This is a genomic window from Micromonospora sp. NPDC049900 (assembly GCF_044461025.1).
GTDB lineage: Bacteria > Actinomycetota > Actinomycetes > Mycobacteriales > Micromonosporaceae > Micromonospora.
In genome coordinates, this window is the sequence record NZ_JBITKM010000008.1 from 126,579 (window position 1) to 145,656 (window position 19,078).

General features: G+C 71.4%; 18 protein-coding genes. 6 read left to right on the forward strand and 12 right to left on the reverse strand.

The window, feature by feature from the left end:
- Positions 1-2 precede the first annotated feature (2 nt).
- Positions 3-983 (reverse strand): zinc-binding alcohol dehydrogenase, encoded by a 981-nt coding sequence (locus ACIBMZ_RS19395; RefSeq protein WP_396695582.1) that lies wholly within the window; start codon positions 981-983, stop codon positions 3-5.
- A gap of 94 nt (positions 984-1,077) precedes the next feature.
- Between ACIBMZ_RS19395 and ACIBMZ_RS19400 the strand changes: the two genes are divergently transcribed.
- Both ACIBMZ_RS19400 and ACIBMZ_RS19405 read left to right on the forward strand, forming a co-directional pair.
- Positions 1,078-1,881: a CDP-alcohol phosphatidyltransferase family protein gene (locus ACIBMZ_RS19400; RefSeq protein ID WP_396695584.1), complete on the forward strand. Its 804-nt coding sequence runs from the start codon at positions 1,078-1,080 to the stop codon at positions 1,879-1,881.
- A 14-nt stretch (positions 1,882-1,895) separates the two neighbouring features.
- Positions 1,896-3,653, forward strand: coding sequence for a sulfatase-like hydrolase/transferase (locus tag ACIBMZ_RS19405; protein ID WP_396695586.1), 1,758 nt, complete (start codon positions 1,896-1,898; stop codon positions 3,651-3,653).
- Positions 3,654-3,703: 50 nt separating this feature from the next.
- Here ACIBMZ_RS19405 and ACIBMZ_RS19410 read toward each other — a convergent pair whose 3' ends face one another.
- The 4 genes from ACIBMZ_RS19410 to ACIBMZ_RS19425 form a co-directional block, all read right to left on the reverse strand.
- On the reverse strand, positions 3,704-4,732 hold the full coding sequence (locus tag ACIBMZ_RS19410; protein ID WP_396695588.1) for a TRM11 family SAM-dependent methyltransferase: 1,029 nt from the start codon (positions 4,730-4,732) through the stop codon (positions 3,704-3,706).
- 151 nt (positions 4,733-4,883) lie between these two features.
- Positions 4,884-6,068 carry a snapalysin family zinc-dependent metalloprotease gene (locus tag ACIBMZ_RS19415; RefSeq protein WP_396695590.1) on the reverse strand — a complete coding sequence of 395 codons (1,185 nt, stop codon included), beginning with the start codon at positions 6,066-6,068 and terminating at the stop codon, positions 4,884-4,886.
- A gap of 194 nt (positions 6,069-6,262) precedes the next feature.
- Positions 6,263-6,907 (reverse strand): response regulator, encoded by a 645-nt coding sequence (locus tag ACIBMZ_RS19420; RefSeq protein ID WP_396695592.1) that lies wholly within the window; start codon positions 6,905-6,907, stop codon positions 6,263-6,265.
- Complete coding sequence (locus tag ACIBMZ_RS19425; RefSeq protein ID WP_396695594.1) at positions 6,904-8,007, reverse strand: sensor histidine kinase; 1,104 nt, start codon at positions 8,005-8,007, stop codon at positions 6,904-6,906. The genes ACIBMZ_RS19420 and ACIBMZ_RS19425 overlap by 4 nt, the downstream gene beginning before the upstream one ends.
- 110 nt (positions 8,008-8,117) lie before the next feature.
- On the opposite strand from ACIBMZ_RS19425, the gene ACIBMZ_RS19430 reads away from it, so the two are divergent.
- Together ACIBMZ_RS19430 and ACIBMZ_RS19435 are read left to right on the forward strand one after the other, a co-directional pair.
- Positions 8,118-8,861, forward strand: a complete 744-nt coding sequence (locus ACIBMZ_RS19430) for an ABC transporter ATP-binding protein (RefSeq protein WP_396695596.1) — start codon at positions 8,118-8,120, stop codon at positions 8,859-8,861.
- Complete coding sequence (locus ACIBMZ_RS19435) at positions 8,858-9,622, forward strand: ABC transporter permease (protein ID WP_396695598.1); 765 nt, start codon at positions 8,858-8,860, stop codon at positions 9,620-9,622. The genes ACIBMZ_RS19430 and ACIBMZ_RS19435 overlap by 4 nt, the downstream gene beginning before the upstream one ends.
- Positions 9,623-9,687: 65 nt before the next feature.
- On the opposite strand, the gene ACIBMZ_RS19440 is transcribed toward ACIBMZ_RS19435, so the two are convergent.
- A complete protein-coding gene (locus ACIBMZ_RS19440; protein ID WP_396695600.1) occupies positions 9,688-10,722 on the reverse strand; it encodes an ion transporter in 1,035 nt (344 codons plus the stop codon).
- Between the two features lie 263 nt (positions 10,723-10,985).
- Between ACIBMZ_RS19440 and ACIBMZ_RS19445 the strand changes: the two genes are divergently transcribed.
- Positions 10,986-11,612, forward strand: coding sequence for a hypothetical protein (locus tag ACIBMZ_RS19445; protein WP_396695602.1), 627 nt, complete (start codon positions 10,986-10,988; stop codon positions 11,610-11,612).
- 143 nt (positions 11,613-11,755) lie between these two features.
- The gene (locus ACIBMZ_RS19450; protein WP_396695604.1) at positions 11,756-12,550 is read left to right on the forward strand and encodes an NPP1 family protein; all 795 of its coding nucleotides are present in this window, start codon (positions 11,756-11,758) and stop codon (positions 12,548-12,550) included.
- A gap of 6 nt (positions 12,551-12,556) precedes the next feature.
- Here ACIBMZ_RS19450 and ACIBMZ_RS19455 read toward each other — a convergent pair whose 3' ends face one another.
- From ACIBMZ_RS19455 to ACIBMZ_RS19480, 6 genes are read right to left on the reverse strand one after another with little or no spacing between them, the layout of a single operon-like run.
- Complete coding sequence (locus ACIBMZ_RS19455; protein WP_396695606.1) at positions 12,557-13,660, reverse strand: endonuclease/exonuclease/phosphatase family protein; 1,104 nt, start codon at positions 13,658-13,660, stop codon at positions 12,557-12,559.
- Positions 13,657-14,694, reverse strand: a complete 1,038-nt coding sequence (locus ACIBMZ_RS19460) for a glycosyltransferase family 2 protein (RefSeq protein WP_396695608.1) — start codon at positions 14,692-14,694, stop codon at positions 13,657-13,659. Before ACIBMZ_RS19460 ends, ACIBMZ_RS19455 begins: the two co-directional genes overlap by 4 nt.
- Positions 14,691-15,704, reverse strand: coding sequence for a glycosyltransferase family 2 protein (locus ACIBMZ_RS19465; protein ID WP_396695610.1), 1,014 nt, complete (start codon positions 15,702-15,704; stop codon positions 14,691-14,693). Before ACIBMZ_RS19465 ends, ACIBMZ_RS19460 begins: the two co-directional genes overlap by 4 nt.
- Complete coding sequence (locus tag ACIBMZ_RS19470) at positions 15,704-16,669, reverse strand: UbiA prenyltransferase family protein (RefSeq protein WP_350694181.1); 966 nt, start codon at positions 16,667-16,669, stop codon at positions 15,704-15,706. Before ACIBMZ_RS19470 ends, ACIBMZ_RS19465 begins: the two co-directional genes overlap by 1 nt.
- A gap of 9 nt (positions 16,670-16,678) precedes the next feature.
- Positions 16,679-17,698, reverse strand: a complete 1,020-nt coding sequence (locus tag ACIBMZ_RS19475) for an NAD-dependent epimerase/dehydratase family protein (protein WP_396695612.1) — start codon at positions 17,696-17,698, stop codon at positions 16,679-16,681.
- Positions 17,692-19,002, reverse strand: a complete 1,311-nt coding sequence (locus tag ACIBMZ_RS19480) for an aspartate aminotransferase family protein (RefSeq protein ID WP_396695864.1) — start codon at positions 19,000-19,002, stop codon at positions 17,692-17,694. Before ACIBMZ_RS19480 ends, ACIBMZ_RS19475 begins: the two co-directional genes overlap by 7 nt.
- Between the last annotated feature and the right edge of the window lie 76 nt (positions 19,003-19,078).

Here is a 19,078-nt window from a genome sequence, read left to right on the forward strand (position 1 = left end):
GTTCACTCCCCGTCGTAGGTGATGAGATGGCAGAGCGCGGGCAGGGTGCCCCCGCTCAGGCGGTGCAGGACGTCGGGCAGTTCCCCGAACGGCGACCGTCCGGTGATCAACGCGTCGAACGCCGGGTCGGCGAGCAGGTCGAGCGCGAGGGCCATCCGGTCGGCGTAACTGCGGCTGCTGCGCCGGGCGGGGGCGACCATGCCGACCTGGCTGCTACGGATGGTGAGTCGTCCCGAGTGGAACGCGGCACCGAGTGAGAGCTGCACCGGGCGGTCGCCGTACCAGCTCAGTTCGAGCACCGTGCCCTCGGGCGCGAGCAGGTCCAGGCCGCGTTGCAGCCCGGCGGCGGTGGCGCTGGCGTGCACCACGAGGTCACGTCCCCCGGTGGCGGTCTGCGGAGTGGCGAAGTCCACACCGAGCGCGGCGGCCACCTCGGCGCGGCTCGGGTCGGTGTCGACGAGTTCCACCCGTACCCCGGGGAAGCGGGCCAGCAGGGCGGTCACCGCGCAGCCGACCATGCCGCCGCCGATCACGGTGACCCGGTCGCCGACCAGCGGCGGCGCGTCCCAGAGCGCGTTGACGGCGGTCTCCACCGTGCCGGCCAGCACCGCACGGGCCGCCGGCACGTTCTCCGGTACGACGGTGACCGCGTCGACCGGCACCACGTACGCGCTCTGGTGCGGGTGCAGGCAGAACACCGTACGCCCGCGCAGCTTCTCCGGCCCCTGTTCGACGGTGCCGACGCTCAGGTAGCCGTACTTGACCGGGGCCGGGAAGTCGCCCTCCTGGAACGGGGCGCGCATGGTGTCGTACTGGCTCTCGGGGACCGCGCCGGTGAACACGAGCGTCTCGGTGCCCCGGCTCACGCCCGAGAAAAGGGCCCGGACCAGCACCTCTTCCGGGCCGGGTGCCGGTAGCTCCGCCGAGCGGATCTCACCCTGGCCTGGCAGGGTGAGCCAGAAGGCGCGAGCCGTTCGGGTCACCGAGTTCTCCTTTGCCTGGGTCCGGACCGAACCGATCCGTCATGTTTTCCGTACATCCTTGACAGGGGTCGTCGATCATAAACACGGAGGCACGGTGTCCACAGTTCGAACCGGTCCGCAAATCGGGCTGATCGTTCAGATCGTCCTGCTGGCGGGGCTCGCCGCGAGCGTCGGTCTCGGCGTCACCGGCTGGGTGGCCGGGCTCGCGTACGGCACGGTGACCTGCGTGGTTCTCGTACGTGGCCTGCGCGGGTCCGGCTCGGACCGGCTCGGACCGGCCGACTGGGTGACGATGGGTCGGGGGCTGCTGGTCGGCGGGGTGACCGCGTTGATCGCGGACGCGTTGATCGCCGGCCGCCCGGCGCCGGTGGTGCTGCTGGTCACGATGACCGGGGTGGCGCTGGCACTGGACGCCGTCGACGGCAAGGTGGCCCGCCACACCGGCACCTCCAGCGCGCTCGGCGCCCGGTTCGACATGGAGGTCGACTCGTTCCTGGTGCTGATGCTGAGCTGCTACGTCGCCCCGTCGGTCGGGGTGTGGGTGCTCGCCATCGGCCTGATGCGGTACGCCTTCCTGGTCGCGAGCTGGGCACTGCCCTGGATGGACCGGCAACTGCCGCCCCGGTACTGGCGTAAGGTGGTCGCCGCGGTCCAGGGGATCATGCTCGCGGTCGCCGCGTCCCAGGTGCTGCCCGGGCCGCTGACCACCCTCGTGCTGGTCGCCGCGCTCGGCATGCTGGTCGAGTCGTTCGGGCGCGACGTCGGATGGCTGTGGCGGCAACGCGCGCCTCGGGTCGTACCCGCGGTGGTGGTCCTGCCGGCACCGGTCGTCGCCCGTCGGGTCGACCGGATCGAGGACCGCGACATGCCACCCGCGCCTGTCCTGTCGCTGCGCTGACCCGGGAGAAGCAGTTGTCGATCTCCGACCCGGCCCCCACGCCGGGCACCGACCACGCCCGCACCACCGAGCCCACCGAGCGACCGGACGACGCGACAGCGACCCCGCCCGCACCGGAGGTCGCCGGGACGGCCGACGAGCCGACGACGGCGCCCAGCCGACGGCGGGCGGTGCTGGCCCGGGTGGTGACCGTGCTGGCCGCCCTGCTGGTGCTGGCCACGCTGACGCTGCCCAACCGGCCGTGGCAGTTGGAGCCGGGCACGTTCCTGCGGATCCCGCTGGAGGCGCTGCTGCTGGCCGCGCTGCTGCTGGCGCTGCCCGGCCGACCGCGCCGGGTGGTGGCCGCCGTCTCCGGTGTGCTGCTCGGCCTCGTCGCCATGGTGAAGGTCGGTGACCTGGGCTTCTACTCGTCGCTGGGTCGCCCCTTCGACCTGGTGCTGGACTGGTCGCTGCTCGGGCCGGCGTTCTCGTTCGTGGCCGAGTCGATCGGTCGTCCGGGTGCCATCGCGATCGCCGTCGGGGTCGGCCTGCTGCTGCTGGGCATCCCCGTGCTGACCGCGATGTCCACGGTCCGGTTGTCCGGGGTGCTGGCCCGCAACCGCACCGGCACCACCCGGGCCGTCGCGTCGCTGGTGGTGGTCTGGGTGGTGCTCGCCGCCTTCGGGGCCCGGATCGTGCCGGGCGTGTACGTGGCCGACTCCAACGCGACCACCCTGGTCCAGGAGCACGCCGTCGAGGTGCACGCGCGGCTGCACGACCGGGCGGCGTTCACCGACGAGATCAACGTGGACCCGTTCCGCGACGTACCCGGCGACCAGTTGCTGACCGGGTTGCGCGGCAAGAACGTGCTGATCACCTTCGTGGAGAGCTACGGCCGGGACGCCGTCGCCGACCCCGACTTCGCCTCGATCCAGCGGGTGCTCGACGAGGGGGCCGGGCGGCTGTCGGCAGCCGGTTTCTCGTCCCGCAGCGGTTTCCTCACCTCGCCGACCATCGGCGGGGCGAGCTGGTTGGCGCACGCCACGCTGCTCTCCGGGCTCTGGATCGACAACAACCAGCGGCACCGCAACCTGCTCGCCACCGACCGGTTCACCCTGGGTGACGCGTTCCAGCGCGCCCAGTGGCGTACGGTCGGGGTGATGCCGGCGGTCAACCAGGCGTGGCCGGAGGGGGCGTTCTACGGGTACGAGAAGTTCTACAGCGGCCCCGATCTCGGCTACCAGGGGCCGAAGTTCGCCTTCGCCCCGATGCCCGACCAGTTCGCCATCCACCAGTTCCACCAGCGGGAGCTGACCGGCCCCCGGGACCGCCCGGTGATGGCCGAGTTGGCGCTGGTCTCCAGCCACTCCCCCTGGACCAGGGTGCCGTCGGTGGTGGACTGGGACGACATCGACGACGGCGAGGTGTTCCAGCGGGGCATCATCGGCACCCCGGCCGCGCAGGCCCGCACCGGCTACCGGCACTCGATCAACTACACACTGCGTACCCTGATCTCCTACCTGGAGCGGTACGGCAATGACGACACGGTGATGGTCATCGTCGGTGACCACCAGCCGGCTCCGGTGGTGACCGGGGAGAACCCCAGCCCGGACGTACCGATCCACATCGTGGCCAAGGACCCGGCGGTGTTCGCGCAGATCGAGGACTGGAAGTGGCAGGAGGGTCTGACCCCGGACGCCGACGCCCCGGTCTGGCGGATGGACACCTTCCGCGACCGGTTCCTGACCGCCTTCGGCCCGGGCAACTCCCGCTCCCACGCACAGGGCCGCTGACCGGTCCGTGTTCCCGCACCGGCCGTCGGCGGCCGGTGCGGGAACACGACTCAGCCGGGTTTGCGGGCGACCAGGACGTCGCGGACGATCGCCTGGTCGACCCGGTGGGACAGCCCCGTCCAGGGGCCCTCGTCGCGCACGTCGAGACCGGCTGCGGCCAGCCGCTCGGCGGCGGCCTCCCGCCGGGCCACGTTGGTGTTCCAGGAGATGCCGAGGGCGCCGCCGGGGCGCAGCAGCCGCACCCAGCCGGGCACGGCGGCGTCGAGCAGCGCGAGCGGGTCGCGGGCCAGGCCGGTCTCGGCGGTACGACTGCCGTGCTGCACCCCGTACGGGGCGTCGGCCACCACCACGTCGACGCTCTCCGGGCGGAAGAACTCCCCGACCCGGGTGGTGTCGGCGTTGACCACGTCCACGGTCTGCACGTCACCGGCCCGCTGCGCCTCCTTCGAGGCGGCCACCTCCACCCGCAGCCGTTTGCCGACCACCTTGCGTTCCCGGCGGACCGGCCCGGACTCCAACACCCGGTGCTTGACCCGCTTGCGCTTGAGCCAGGTGCTGAGGAACGTCTGGTACGCCTCGAAGTCCTTGCTGTCGCGGTCCAGGCCGGCGGCGTCGAAGCCGTACATCATCGCCTGGTTGACCGTGGTGCCCCGGCCGCAGAGCGGGTCGAGCACCCGGAACCGCCGGGTGAGCAGGTCGTCGGCCCAGGCCGAGGCGAGCAGGGTGACGTTGAGCAGCAGCTTGGTGAACTGCTCGTTGGTCTTGCCCGGGTACTTCTGAATGGTGACCAGGTCGTCGTCGAAGCGGTCCAGGCGGCTCAGCGGCACCGGCCGCAGCAGGTCACCGACGAACTCGAACAGCGCGTACGCGCTGGACAGGTTGGCCAGCAGCGCGGTGTCCCGCTCGCTCAGCCCGCCGTCGACCTCGAAGGTCACGTACGGCACCCCGCCGACGGCGACCGTCTCGACCGCCCCGATCCGTCCACCGAGCACGCTGCCGCCGAAGATCTCCAGCTCGGCCCGCGTCAGCTCCACCGCCGCCCCCGAGTACACCCGGTTACTCGAAGGCAGGATCAACACCCCATACCGCTCCACAACCAGGCACTATCCCACGCCCAGCGCCCCGCCGACGCCGCCCCCGGCCTGCCAACGCGATCATGGAGTTGTGGTACCACGGACGCCGCACCTCGCGGCCTTCCGGGCACCACAACTCCATGATCACGGGGACTCGTCAGACGGGGAGGCCGCCGACCTGGGTGTTGATCCAGGAACGGATGGAGGGGAGGTCACCGTAGATCGAGGGCGCGGTGGCGCAGGTGGAGCTGTTGTTGCCGGCCCGACTGGTCGCGCCGATCACCTGCCACACACCGTTGACCCGGCGCACCTGCGGGCCGCCCGAGTCGCCGTAGCAGGCCCCGGCGTTGCCGTTGGTGTTGTTGGTGCAGATCTCGTACGGACCGTTGATGCCGCTGCACCGGCTGTCGGCCACGATCGAGGTGTCCAGCTCGTTGGCCACCAGCGGCGCCGAGCCGCAGCCACGGGGTGCGCAGGTCTGACCCCACCCGATGATGCGGGTGGCGGTGCCGACGGCGCCGGAGGTGGACGGGATCACCGCCGGTGCGTAGCTGACCGAGCTGGAGAGCTGGAACAGCTTCACGTCGATGGTGGGGTTGTTGACGGCCCGGCTCACGCCGACCACGACGCCGCCGCTGCTGCGGTTGACGCTGCCCACCCGCACCGACGACGGGGTCGGGCAGTGCTTCGCGGTGACCACCCAGTTCGCCTTGATCAGTGTGCCGGTGCAGCCGGAGGTGTAGACCAGCCACGGGTAGTTCTCGGTGGCCGGCCGACCGCCGACCACGAAGGTGCCGACGTCGCCGTCCTCGGTCCAGGTGTACGACTGCGCCACCCCGGCGGTGCTGAGGCTGCCCGCGAAGAGCTGGTTGACCCGGCTGGCCTCGGCCGCGCTGGGGTTGGCGTTGGTGCAGGAGACCGGCGCGCTGCTGCCGGACATCAGGTCGGAACAGAGCCCGGTACGCCGGTCGGGCAGCCCGAGGATGTGACCGAACTCGTGGGTGGCGATGCGGGTGCGGTTATAGCCCTGGTCGACGGCCTGCCACCCCATCCAGATCCGGCCGGAGCCCAGCCCGGTGACCTGCGCCCGGGGCCAGCCGGTGTCGACCAGGATGGTGACGTTGGCCGGCGTGCCGGGGACCAGCCGGACGTTGCTGACCCGGCTGTTCCAGATCTGCGCGGCCTGGTCGAAGTTGGTCCGGAACTCGCCGGCCCGGCTGGCGTCGTAGTACACGGTCCGGGCCGCGGCGGCGCCGGTGGCGGTGACCACCTGCACGCCGGTCGCCGCCAGCACCGCCGCGAGCGCGGCGGTGGCCGCGCGCAGCAGTTGTCGTCGGATCATCAGGTACTCCCCTGCGGACTGCGCGGCGCGCCGATACGCCGCGATCGATGTCCGTGAATATTAATGGCCACCTCCCATCCGATGTCATCGCGAAAGCGTCATACCGCCCGGGAGTTGTCAACCGCGTGTCACGCGCAAGCAGGGGACCCCTGCTGACGTCTGAGGTATGGCAGGGGACCCCTGCCAACTCGACGTCAGTCGAGGATGCCCTCGTGCAGGGCGCGCAGCACCGCGTTCGTCCGGTCCCGCGCGCCGAGCTTGGTGAGGATGGTGGAGACGTGGTTCTTGACGGTCCCCTCCGCCAGGAACAGCACCTCGGCGATCTCCCGGTTGCTGTAGCCCTGCGCCACGAGCCGCAGCACCTCCTGCTCGCGTTCGGTCAGGCCGGGGACGGGTCCCGCGTGCGGCCCGGCCGGTGACGGTCCCGAACGGATCGCCCGCAGCATCCGGTCGGTGATCGACGGGGCGATCAGCGTCCCGCCGTCGGCGAGCGTGTGGATGGCCCGGGTGAGCTGGTCCAGCGTCACGTCCTTGAGCAGGTAGCCACGGGCGCCCGCCCGGAGCGCGGCGAGCACCAGGTCGTCGTCGTCGAACGTGGTCAGGACCAGCACCGGGATCTCGACCTCGGCGGCGCGGAGTCGTTCGAGCGTCCAGATGCCGTCGAAGCGGGGCATCCGCAGGTCGAGCAGGATCACGTCCGGCGCGGTCTCGGCGACGACCGTCAACGCGGCCCGCCCGTCGTCGGCCTCGCCGACCACGTCGATGTCGGCGACCTCCAGCAGCCCCCGGATGCCCTGCCGGATGAGCGTCTGGTCGTCGACCACCACCACCCGGGTCATGCCGCCGGCACCCGCGCGGTCACCCGGAACCCGGCCCGCCCGTCGACGGCGAGGTCACCGCCGAGCGCCTGGAAGCGTTCGCGCAACCCCCGCAGCCCGTTGCCGAGCACCAGGTCCGGTGCGCCGCACCCGTCGTCGCGGGCCTCCAGCACGGTGCCCCGGGCGTCGGCGGACACCGAGATCCACAACTCGCGTGCCCCGGCGTGCCGGATGGTGTTCGTGACGATCTCCTGGGTGGCCCGGACGAACGCCGCGCTCTCCTCCTCGTCCACCCGTACGGTCGGCGAGACGTCCACCGACACGTCGAGCCCCGGCAGGTCACGGGCCATCCGCCGCAACGCCTGCTCCAGGTCGGGCGGTTCGGTCCGCAGCCGGCCGACCGTGGCGCGTACGTCGCCGAGCAGCTCGCGGGCGACCCGGTTGGCCCGTTCCACGTGGGTCCGCGACGCCTCGCCGTCGAGGTGCCGGGCCGTCTCCAACTCCAGCGTCAGGACGGTCAACTGGTGACCGATCTGGTCGTGCAGCTCGCGGGAGATCCGCAGGCGTTCGGCCGTCCGGGCGGACTCGGACAGCAGCACGCTCGCGGCCTGCAACTCCACGTGCGCCTCGGCCAGCTCGCGGCGCATCCGCTGTTCCCGGAGCAGGGTGCTCGAACTGAGCATGCTGGCCAACTGGATCAGCAGGTAGAAGCCGATCACCACGACCGCCTCCGGTGACCGGAACACGGCCGACGGCAGGCTCACCGCGATCACCACGGTGTTCAGGGCGACGAGGACCAGCCCCACCCGCAGCGGCGCCAGGTACACGCTGACCGCCGAGGTGAGCACCAGCAGCACCGGCAGCAGTCCCGAGTTGGGCAGTGCCAGCAGCACCGCCCAGGACGCCAGCACGGCCACCGCGAACGACCCGGTCCGCAGCGGGCCGGGCCGCTCGACGGCGACCGAGGTGAGCAACGCGACGAGGTAGAGGACGAACAGCGCGGTCCACAGGACCAGGGGGATCTCGGGGCCGACGGCCCCGAACAACACGGGCGCGGCGACGGCGATCGCGACCACGAGCATCGCGATGCCGGACCACTCCTCCGTCCCGACGCGTCGCACGCCCCCACTCTAGGTCGGCCCGCCGCAGGCGTACCCGTGCCGGAAGTCATGCCCCCGAGAGGTGACTTCTGGGACAGGTGGCCAGGTCGGGGCGTCCGTAGCGTCGGGGCATGACCAACGCCGAACCGGCGATCCTCGCCGAGAACCTCGTCAAGAGTTACGGATCGACCCGGGCCGTGGCCGAGGTGAGTCTCCGGGTCGACGTCGGGGAGGCGGTCGGTGTCCTCGGCACCAACGGCGCCGGGAAGACGACGACGGTCGAGATGATCGCCGGGCTACGCGTACCCGAACGGGGGCGGGTACGCGTACTCGGACTCGATCCCCGGGCCGACCGGCGGCGCGTACGGCAGGTGCTCGGCGTGCAGCTCCAGCACGCGTACCTGCACGGCGCGTTGCGGGTCACCGAGTTGGTCGACCTGTACCGCAGCTTCTATCCCGACCCCCGGCCGACCGACGAGCTACTGGACATGGTCGACCTCACCGGACAGCGGAGGACGACGTTCGACAAGCTCTCCGGCGGCCAGCAGCAGCGGCTCTCGATCGCCCTCGCGCTGGTCGGCCGCCCGCGCGTGGTGATCCTCGACGAGCTGACCACCGGCCTGGACCCGAAGGCCCGCCGCCGCATGTGGGCGACGATCGAGCGGCTCCGCGCCGAGGGGATGACCATGCTGCTGGTCAGCCACGCCATGGAGGAGGTGGAGCGGCTCTGCGACCGGGTCGCCGTCCTCGACGCAGGCCGCGTCATCGCCACCGACACTCCCGCCGGGCTGGTCGCACAGACCGGCACCGCCAACCTGGACGACGCGTTCGTCGCGCTCACCGGCAAGGAACTCGACCTGGAGGAAGCCGCATGACCACCGTCGTCGCCCACCGACCGGGGACACGCGCGCTGCTGACGCTGATCCGCTGCGAGGCGAAGATGGTCGTACGGGACACCCCCGGCCTGGTCGTCCCGCTGTGCCTGCCCCTACTGATCATGCTGACCAGCGCCGGCTCGGCGAACGAACATGAGGTCGCGGGTGGGCTGACCGCGCTGGACCTGTTCGTCCTCCCGCTCGTGCTCACCATGGTCATCGCGCTGATCGGCATCATCAACATGCCGAGTTTCCTGGCCTACTACCGGCGCTCCGGCATCCTGCGCCGGCTCGGTGTCACGCCCGCCTCACCGGCCATGGTGCTGACCGCGCAGGTGATCGTCAGCGTGCTTCAGGCGGTCGTCGGCATCGCCGCCGCCGTCGCGCTCGCCTTCCTGGTGTTCGGCGCGAACGCACCGGTCGACGTCGGCGCGGCGCTCGGCGTGACGGCGCTGGCGATGGCCGCCATGTACAGCACCGGCATGATCGTCGCGGCGGTCGCGCCCACCCCGAACTCCGCCGTCGCCATCGGTCTGGTCGTGTTCTTCCTCCTCGGTGCCCTGGGCGGGATGTTCGGCGGACCGGACGCACTGCCGGGCCCACTCGCCGACATCGGTCGCTGGCTGCCGTTCGGTGCCACCGTGGAGGCTCTCGGCGCCGCCTGGGAGGGCACGCCGATCGGGGTCGGGCAACTGGCGGGTCTGGGCGTCACGGTCGTACTCGGCGCCACCGTGGCGGGCCTGTTGTTCCGCTGGGAGTGACCGCCGCGCCGCGCGGCCGGGGCCGTCCCGGAGCAGCCGCCACGGCGGGTGCCCCGGCGGCACCGTCAACGCCGCTTGCGGCGGTTCCTGGTCCGGGCCCGTCGCTGGTCACGCACGCCGCCCGGCAGTGCGGAGGCGGTCCCGGCGGCGTCGGCCTCCCTGGTCGGCCGTGGCACCGGCGGCAGGACGAGCGTCCCGACCTCCGGCACGGCCCCGGCGCGCGCGGCGGTCGGCGGACCGACCGGGACCGGTTCCGGCAGCCGCCGCTCCAGGTCCGTGATGATCGCCTGTACGCGGGCCAACTGCTCCCGCACCGACGGCTCGTCCTCGGCGTGACCACCGGTCGGCCGACCGGCCCGCTGGGCGGCGACCTGCTCGTCCTGGTGCGCCTCCTGCAACGCGGTCAGCACCAGTCCGACCAGCAGATTGGTCAACAGATAGCAGGCGGCCACCATGTAGGAGACGTAGTACAGCACCGCCCACTCGGTGACGTCACGGCCCGCCTGGAGCGTGTCGGTGATCCCGTCCAGCGACAGCAGCAGGAACAACGTGAGCATGGCCTGCCCGACGGTGCCGTACTCCTCCGGGTAGGCGGTGCCGAACAGCATCCAACCGAGCATCGCGTACCCGTACAGGAGCAGCGCGGTGACCAGCAGGAAACTGGCCAGTCCGGGCAGGCTGCGCCGGATGCCCACCAGGATCACCCGCAGGCTGGGAAAGAGCCGGAACGCGCGCACGATCCGGGCCAGCCGCAGCAACCGGAGCAGGGTCACGTTCTCCCGTACCCCGGGCAGCAGCGGCGCGGCCACGATCACCAGGTCGAACACGTTCCACCGGTCCCGGAAGAAGCCGGCCGGGGAGGTGGCGTGCGCACCGAACCGGATCAGCAGTTCCAGCACGAACAGCGCGATGCAGACGTACTCCACGGCACGCAGCGCCGTACCCACCGACGCCACCACGTTCCCGTACGTCTCCAGGCCCAAGGCCACCGCGTTCACGATGACCACGGCGAAGCTGGCCAGGTTGAACCAGGGCGCGCCGACGACGACCCCGCAGCGTACGGCGAGCCGGCGCAACGGACCACGGACAGTACGCGTCATGCCACTCCTCGACCGGCTCACGACCGGACGGCAGCCTATGACATCCCGGGACAGGCCGGGCAGCCGGACCGGCCACATAGGACGGATGCCTGGTCACCCCGGCGCGTCGTCCGGCACGGCGATCCGGTCTGGTGGCGACCTCCCGCGCGGGCCGCTGGTGACCTCGCGGATCGGTCTCTGCCCGGCGGGTCGGCCGCCACCCCCGCTGCGGTGGCCTCGACCGCGCGGTGGTGGTCTGGACGGCGGACCCTACGATCTTCGTCGTGTCTACCACCGCCGCAACCGAGTTCGCGGGCGCCTGGACCGCCGGACGGTCGGTCCGCCGCACCATGCTGCTGATGATCTTCGGCCTGCTCGCCGTCGCGCTGAACACCGGCATCGGGTACGCCACCGCCGGCACCCGGGCGATCCCCATCGTCACCGGCGTACTCCTCTGCCTGGCCTTCGCCACCGGCGTGCATCTCCTGCACCGGGCGACCTGGCTGGCCCTGCTCTCCCTGCTGCCGGCCCTGTTCGTCCTCGTCGGCTCGGTGCAGCTCGCCCCCGACCTGGCCTTGGAGCAGCGCGGCCTCCGCCAGCAGGTGACGATCGTCGACGCCGAGGCCAACGGCAAGCGGCACACCTTCACCCTGCACGGCACTACCGGCCCGCTCGACGAACCGCTCGTCTACCAGGGCAGCTCCCCCGGCTACCGGGTCGGTGACACCCTCACGGTGCTGACCGACCCGGACGGACGGATCGCCCTGCAGGACGCCGACCGGGTCGACTCCGCCGGCAAGGTGACCAGCCTCGCCCTGGGCGTCGTCGGCTGGACCGTTATCGCCCTGCTCGCGGGCTGGCGGGGCCACGTCCGCCGTCGCACCGGCCGCTACGCCGTCGCGGCCTTCTAGCGCCCGACCTCACCACACCGGACACTCCCACGCTGCCGAGGATTCTTCGCGTTCTCGTTGACTCGCGCCCGTCGACCATGAGATACATGGCCGCACGTCGATGGAGACATCGGCCCGGTAGCCGCCGTCCGGAGAGGCCAGAGATGACACCGCACGCACACCCGCCGGTCCGGCGACGTCGCACCCTGGCCCGAGCGCTGGCCGGGCTGGCCGCGTTCGCGGTCCTCGTGCCCGCCGCGCCCGCGTACGCCAACTCGCTGCCCAATCTGCCGCACCACGCGGGCGGCTACGAGTCGTCCTTCTCCCCCGCCTACGACTACGACACCGACGGCTGTTACGCGGTCTCGGCGATCAGCCCGGACGGACGGATCAACGGCGGGTTGCGGACCACCGGGGCGATCAACGGTAGCTGCCGGGACCGCTCCGACCTGGACATGTCGCAGACGTACGCGCGGTCGAAGTGCAACAACGGCTGGTGCGCGATCGTCTACGCCAGCTACTTCGAGAAGGACCAGGCGGTGCACGGCAGCGGTCTCGGCGGTCACCGGCACGACTGGGAGCACGTGATCTCCTGGGTCGACCAGGCGGCCGACCGGGTCGAGTACGTGACCACCACGCAGCACAGCAGCCGGCGCACCTACCCGCGCGCCCAGGTGCGCTTCGACGGCACGCATCCCAAGGTGGTCTATCACAAGGACGGCGCGTCGACGCACTTCTTCCGGCTCGCCAACGCCAACGACGAACCGCCGGAGAACCACTACGGCACCTGGCACTACCCGCCGGTGGTGGACTGGAACGGCTGGCCCAGCCTGGACCTGCGGAACAGTCTGATGGCGGCCGACTTCGGTGCGGCCAGCATCAAGATCAAGGACGGTGCGTTCGAGTACCTGCTCGGCGTCGCCAGGCCCGCCGGCATCCCGTTCGACCCGTACGCCTGAACCGGCTCACCGGTCGCCCAGCGACACCACCAGCTCCTGGGTGCGGTGGTCGGAGACGCCCCGCGCGTCGCCGAATCGGTAGGAGTGCACCCGGACCTGCGGCGAGGCCAGCGCCCAGTCGAGTCGCCACCAGTGCGGCCAGCCGGGCCGGGCCGCGAAGCTGGCCGGGTACGGCGTCGTCATGGCGTGGGCGGCGTCGCGCAGGCCGTCGGGCAGTTTGCGCAGGTCGCCCATTGCCGGCGTGGTGTTCAGGTCACCGGCGAGCAGCACCGGATGCGGGTTGTCGCGGACGTCGCGGGCCAGCGCGCGCCACTGCGGCTCCCGCTGCGCCCGTTGCTCGCGCAGGATGCGGTAGAAGGCGGCGTCGAACGGTCCGTGCTGTGGGGAGAGCTGCACCGGCAGGTGCAGGTTGTAGGCCGAGAGCACCCGACCGCCGCCCAGGTCCAGGTCGGTCCGCAGGGTCTTGTAGCGCCACTCGTCACCGGCCGCCGCGACCTCGGGCGGCAGGCCGACCGGCTCCAGCGGTGCCTGCCGCAGCACCGGCAGCCGGGAGAGGGTGACCAGCTCGCCGACGACCACCACCTGGAAGCCGGGGAACTCGGCGCGCAGCCGGTCGAGCGTCGCCTCCGTCGGCCGCCCCTGCTCGTACCAGTACTCCTGCAACAGGTAGACGTCGGCGTCGGCGTCGCGCAGCACGCGGTACATCGTCTCGGTCTCGCCGCCGGAGTCCCAGTAGCCGGTGTTCCAGGAGAAGACCCGTACCGCGTCGGTGGGGGCGGGTCCGTCACCGCCCTGCCACCAGCGCACGTTGACGCCGCCGAGCCCGGCACCGAGCAGCAGGCCCAGGGCGGCGAGCACCGACACCACGCGCCGACGGTGGCTCACCACCGCTCCGGCCGCCAGCACCAGGGGCACCAGCAGGAAGACCGGCGGCGGTACGGTGTCCACCGCGAGCCAGAGCCACCACCGTCCGCTCAGCGCCAGGTGCGCGACGGTGAAGGCGAGCCAGAGCCCGGCGGCGGCCGGCCACAGCACCGTCGGCCAGCGCCGCCGTACCGCGCGCCCGGGTGGCGTCGCGGTGTCGGCGGCGACCGGCGCGGCAGTGGTCACGCCGATTCCCACCGGGGCGTGCCGTCGATCGGGAACGAGGCGTCGTAGAGCTGCCGGAACGGCCGGGACAGCAGCCACTGCACGGCACCGGTCGCCACCCCGGCCGTGATCGTCACGTTGACCAGGAAGTGCAGCCCGGCGAAGCCGAGCAGGAACAGCGGCCCGTGCCGCCGCAGGACGAAGCGGTACATCCCGGCGTCGCAGGCCAGCGACGCCACCAGCAGGGCCGCCGGCAGCACCGCGCCCCACGGCCAGAACAGCAGCGGTACGACCAGCGCCGGCAGGGCGAGGAACGCAGCCAGGCTGCCCCATGCCCGGGAGGCGGTCTCGAAGCCCTTGCCGAAGCGCCGGGCGCGGGCGTACAGCGGGATCCGCAACCGTCCCCGGTGGAACAGCTTGCGCAGCAGGCCGGGCAGTTCGTGGTCGTGGTCGTGTCGGCCGCGCACCTCGGAGGTGAGCAGCATCCGGTACCGGCGGGTCAGCCGGTAGCCGTAGTCGACCTCCTCGGTCTGCCGCAGGGCCGGGTTGAACGGCCCGATCTCGTCGTACACGGCCCGTCGGATCACGCAGACGGCGGGGAAGAGGAACGACACGTCGCCCTCCGAGCTGATCGACCAGTAGTGATACTGGAGCCCACGGTAGCGGGAGACGAGCGTGTCGTGGATCAGCGGTTCGGCGTCCTGGATCCCGCAGACCGCCCCGACGTCGGGTGCGTCCCGCAGGATGCGGACCGCGTTGGCGACCGCATCGGGTGCCAACGCCAGGTCGGAGTCGACGTAGCAGATCAGCTCGCCCACGGTGTGCGCGGCACCGACGTTGCGGGCGGTGCCGCAGCCACCGTTGGCGCCGGTGCTGACCACGCGGACGCCGAGCGCCTCGGTCACCGCGACGGACTGGTCGGTGCTGCAGTCGTCGACCATCAGCACCTCGATGTTCGGGTAGGTCTGGTCGAGCACGGAGCGCAGGCAGAGGTCCAGTGACTCGGCGTAGTTGTAGTTCGGCACGATCACCGAGACCAGGGGTAGGGCGTTCATCGGGTGGCGACCTCCGGGCGGTCGTAGAGCCGGCGGAAGCGGGCGGAGGTCAGCCAGGCCAGCACGCCGCAGGCGGCGGCGACCGCGATGACCAGGTTCAGGAAGAAGTGCATCGCGACGAAGTAGACCAGGAATCCCCAGCCGCGTTCGGCCCGGACGAAGCGGTACATGGGCAGGTCACCGGCGACGAAGGCGGCGAACGCGGCCAGCGGCACCACCAGGGCCGCCGGGCCGAGCAGCAGCGGCAGCACGAGGCTGAGCAGGGTCAGCGGCGCGGCGATGCTGACCCAGGCCCGGGGGCCGCTGCGCAGTCCGCCGGGAAACTCGGGCTTGCTGGCGAACATCGGGATGTGCAACGCCGTCCGGGTGAACACCTTGCGGACCAGGACACCGAGTTCGTGGTCGTGGTCGTGCACACCCCGCACCCGTGGCGAGAGCAGGATCCGGTAGTGCTGCGCGAGCCGCATGCCGTAGTCGGCGTTCTCGGTCTCCCGCAGTCGGGGGTTGAACGGGCCGATCTCGGCGAACACCCGGGCCGGCACGGCCAGCAGCGCGGTGTAGAGCGTCATGATCTGCCCCTCGTCGGCGATCAGCCAGTAGGACTGCTGGAGGCAGCGGTACTCCTCCAGCAGGCTGTCCCGGATCAGCGGCACCGGGTCGTAGTTGCCGCACACCGCCCCGATCTCCGGGTCCGAGGTGAGCAGGTCGACCGCGTTGGCCACCGCGTCCGGGCGGGCCGCCACGTCGGAGTCGACGAAGAACAGGATCTCCCCCGCCGCGACCGCCGCGCCGAGGTTACGGGCCGCGGCCGGGCCGCTGTTGCTCGGCGTCCGCACGACCCGCGCGCCGTGGGCCTCGGCGACCGCCACCGAGTCGTCGGTGCTGCAGTCGTCCACCACGATAATCTCCAGGCGCGGGTATGTCTGCGCCCGCAGGGAGTCGAGGCAGAGCCGCAGCGCGCGGGCGTAGTTGTAGTTCGGCACGATGACCGACACCAGGGGAGGGCTCATCAGTCCATCCAGGTCAGCAGGTGGGGATAGCGGGCGTTGATCTGTGCCACGGCCAGCACGACGCCGATCAGCACGGCACAGCCGACGATCGTCCGGTCGCGCAGCAGGATCCGGATCGGGTCGCCGCCGGTCCGCAGCACCAGGACCGCCTGGAGGTAGCGGAACGCGGCCAGCAACCCCAGGGGTACGACGAGCGCCAGCACGGCCGGCGGATAGGCGGCGATCGGCGCGTCCAGGTGCAGGTACAGCAGGAAGGTGGTGCCGGCCAGCGAGGTGGTCAGGCCGAGCAGGTGGTCGGCGAGCAGCAGGTTGTAGCCGTGCAGGGCCGGCCGGTGCGGGGTGCCGAGGGCGGCCAGTTCGTGCCGTCGCTTGCCCAGGATGAGCACCAGGCAGCCACTGAACACGGCGGTGAGCAGCAGACTGGCGGGCACCGTCTCGGTGGCCGCGTACCCCTGTAGGACGCGCAGCACGAAGCCGGTGGAGACCACGCAGACGTCCAGCAGCGGCAGGTGCTTGAGCCACCGGCTGTAGGCGGCGCTCAGGGCCAGGTAGGCGATCAGCGGCCACCAGGTCATCTGCGGGCCGGTGACGGTCACCGCGACCAGTCCGACGGCGAGCAGCACCGCGTACGCCCAGGCGACCGGGACCGGGACGTGTCCGGCGGCGATCGGTCGGTGCTGCTTGTCGGGGTGTTCCCGGTCGAGGTGGCGGTCGGCGATGTCGTTGAGCACGTAGATCACCGACGAGGCGAGCGTGAACGCGACGATCGCCCAGAGGCACCGCCACAGTGCCGACGCCGTCCAGACCGGGGTGTCGACGAGGGCGAGCGGGACGGCCAGGAGGTTCTTGACGACGTGCCCCGGTCGGGCCAGGGCGAGCAGGTGGCGTGGCAGCAGGAGCGGGCGTACGACCCGGTCGGGGGCGACCGGGGCGACCGGCTCCACCACGGTCTCGGCGGCGGTCATCGCGGGCCGTCAGAAGAAGATCTTCGCGGCGGCCAGGGCACCCTGTCGCCACGGATCGCGGCTGGTCCGACCGCCCCGCGACGGTCGGTGACGCTGTCGCTGCGCCCGCCACCACTCGTAGGTGCGCAGGATGGCGTCCTGGTTGGAGAGTTTCGGCCGGAAGCCCAGCCGGTCCCGGGCCTTGTCGATGCTGACGTACGAGTCGGCCATCAGTTTGTGCAGCAGGCGTCCGTAGACGGGTGAGAGCCGGGTGCGTTCCAGCAGGCTGAGCGCGGCGAGCGCGGGGCGGGCGGGCAGCGAGATCACCCGTCGGCCGTGACCGGCGGCGTCCAGGACCGCCTGGAAGTCCTCGCGCAGCGTGCCGAACTGCTCGGCGGCGAGGTTGTACGTGTCGTTGGCGACGTCGTCGTCGGCGTGCAGGACGGTGACCACGGCGGTCACCAGGTCGTCCACGGCGAACATCTGGATCCGTACGTCGCCGCGTCCGAGGACGGGGAAGTTGCGGCCTTCCTCCGCCCACTCGAAGAGCATGGCGAACAGCCCCATCCGGCCGGGGCCGACGAAGGTCTTGGGCCGCAGCACCGCCACCGGCAGGCCGTCCGCGCGGTGCCGTTCGGCGATCTCCTCGGCGGCGGCCTTGGCCGCGCTGTAGGTGTCGACCGGACTGCGCGGGTACGCCTCGGTGGTGGGCACCTGCGTGGGCAGCCCGTAGACGGCGGTCGAGGAGACGTGCAGGACACGCTCCACCCCGGCCCGGCGCGCCGCGTCGAAGACCCCACGCGTGCCGTCGACGATCACCGACCGGATCTCGTCGGACGGATAGCTCGGCAGCGCCGCCGCACAGTGGATCACCACGGTGGCGCCGGTGAGGGCGCGGTCCAGCAGGGCCGGGTCCCGGATGTCGCCGACGTACCCGACAGTGGGTTCCGGCCGCAGGTCGACGCCGCGGACCTGGTGGCCGTCGGCGGCGAGCCGGTCGGCCAGCCGGGAGCCGAGCATCCCGGCGGCGCCGGTGACCACGATCACCACAGCGATCCCACCTTCTGCGTGACGAACCGGGTCACCAGCCGGGTCAGCCCCTGGTCGAGCAGATCGCCGAGGGCGTCCACGGCGCGTTGCGCGTCGGCCGGTTCGGTGACCAGCGACGGTCCGATGACCAGCGGGTTGCGGCCGTTGAGCGTGTAGTAGGTGAAGATGTCGTGGTCCCGGTAGAGCGCGTTGATGACGGCGCAGGTGACCAGCTTGGCCTTGAAGCGGGGGTCGCGGGCGACACCGGCCGGGGCGAGCCGGCCCACCAGGTCGAGGATCTTCGGCCCGCCGTCGATCTGCACGCCCCAGAGCGCCCCGGCGCCGGCCACTCGGCCGACCGCCTCCGGATGCTCCTTGGCGAGCCGGTGCAACCCCGGTTCGAGGACCCGTTCCAGCGCCCGCGCCCGTGCCGGGTAGTCGTCCTCCACCACGATGTTGATCGCCTCGATGGCGGTGACGCACTCCTCCCCCATGCCGTAGTACGTGGTGCTGGTGCTCTGCAACAGCGCGTCGGTCAGGTTGTCGTACGCCTTCCGGAACACCGGCTTGCGGGCGACGAAGGCGGATATGGACGACTTTCCGCCGCCGAACGATTTGCTCGTGGTCAGCACGTCCGGTATCAGATCCGGGTAACGCATGAAGTAGAAGAGGCTGCCCGTCTTGCCCCAGCCGGTGTAGATCTCGTCGAAGATGAGTACGATGTCGTGTCGATCGCAGAGTTCCCGAACGCCGCGAAGGAAGTCTTCGTCGCACCATTGAATGGTGGAGGCGCTGAAAGGTTCGACGATCAGGGCGTACACGTCGCCGGCATGGCGTTCGATAGCGGACCGGACCGATTCCAGATCCCCGTACGCGAATGGGACGATTCCCGGAATTGTCGGAAAGTTGAAGTGCGGCTGTCCGGTGAGCCCACCGGAACCGAGCAACTTCCCGTGAAAGCCGCAGTCCGCGCGAAGGATGGTGCCCCGTCGGCCACCGTGGTACTTGTAGGCCAGCTTGACCGCGCCCTCGACCGCCTCGGCACCGGAGTTGGGCAGGAACGACATGGACAGGTCACCGGGCAGCAACTGGGCCAGGTTGTGGCCGAGCGCCGCGAGGTAGGGCGAAAAGTACGTCTTGTGCACCTCCATTCGCCGGCGCTCGGCGAAGCGTTGCCGCGCCGCCACGATCCGTGGATGGTTGTGGCCGTGGTTGAGCACTCCCACGCCGCCGGTCAGGTCGAGGACGCGCCGGCCGTCCCGCAGGGTCAGGTACGCCCCCTCGGCCTGCTCCACCAATTCCCGGCCGAACCCGAACGACGTCATCAGATTGACCTGGCTCGCGTTCACGTACCGTCGATAGAGGTCGTGCACCTCGCGAACGGTGAACCGCTCGCATTCC

What these genes read in the sequence shown, in the direction of transcription:
- ACIBMZ_RS19465 (WP_396695610.1), bottom strand. Translation starts at nt 15,704, where the DNA reads ATGAGCCCTCCCCTGGTGTCGGTCATCGTGCCGAACTACAACTACGCC.
- ACIBMZ_RS19460 (WP_396695608.1), bottom strand. Translation starts at nt 14,694, where the DNA reads ATGAACGCCCTACCCCTGGTCTCGGTGATCGTGCCGAACTACAACTAC.
- ACIBMZ_RS19420 (WP_396695592.1), bottom strand. Translation starts at nt 6,907, where the DNA reads ATGACCCGGGTGGTGGTGGTCGACGACCAGACGCTCATCCGGCAGGGC.
- ACIBMZ_RS19470 (WP_350694181.1), bottom strand. Translation starts at nt 16,669, where the DNA reads ATGACCGCCGCCGAGACCGTGGTGGAGCCGGTCGCCCCGGTCGCCCCC.
- ACIBMZ_RS19435 (WP_396695598.1), top strand. Translation starts at nt 8,858, where the DNA reads ATGACCACCGTCGTCGCCCACCGACCGGGGACACGCGCGCTGCTGACG.
- ACIBMZ_RS19415 (WP_396695590.1), bottom strand. Translation starts at nt 6,068, where the DNA reads ATGATCCGACGACAACTGCTGCGCGCGGCCACCGCCGCGCTCGCGGCG.
- ACIBMZ_RS19480 (WP_396695864.1), bottom strand. Translation starts at nt 19,002, where the DNA reads ATGACGTCGTTCGGGTTCGGCCGGGAATTGGTGGAGCAGGCCGAGGGG.
- ACIBMZ_RS19450 (WP_396695604.1), top strand. Translation starts at nt 11,756, where the DNA reads ATGACACCGCACGCACACCCGCCGGTCCGGCGACGTCGCACCCTGGCC.
- ACIBMZ_RS19440 (WP_396695600.1), bottom strand. Translation starts at nt 10,722, where the DNA reads ATGACGCGTACTGTCCGTGGTCCGTTGCGCCGGCTCGCCGTACGCTGC.
- ACIBMZ_RS19430 (WP_396695596.1), top strand. Translation starts at nt 8,118, where the DNA reads ATGACCAACGCCGAACCGGCGATCCTCGCCGAGAACCTCGTCAAGAGT.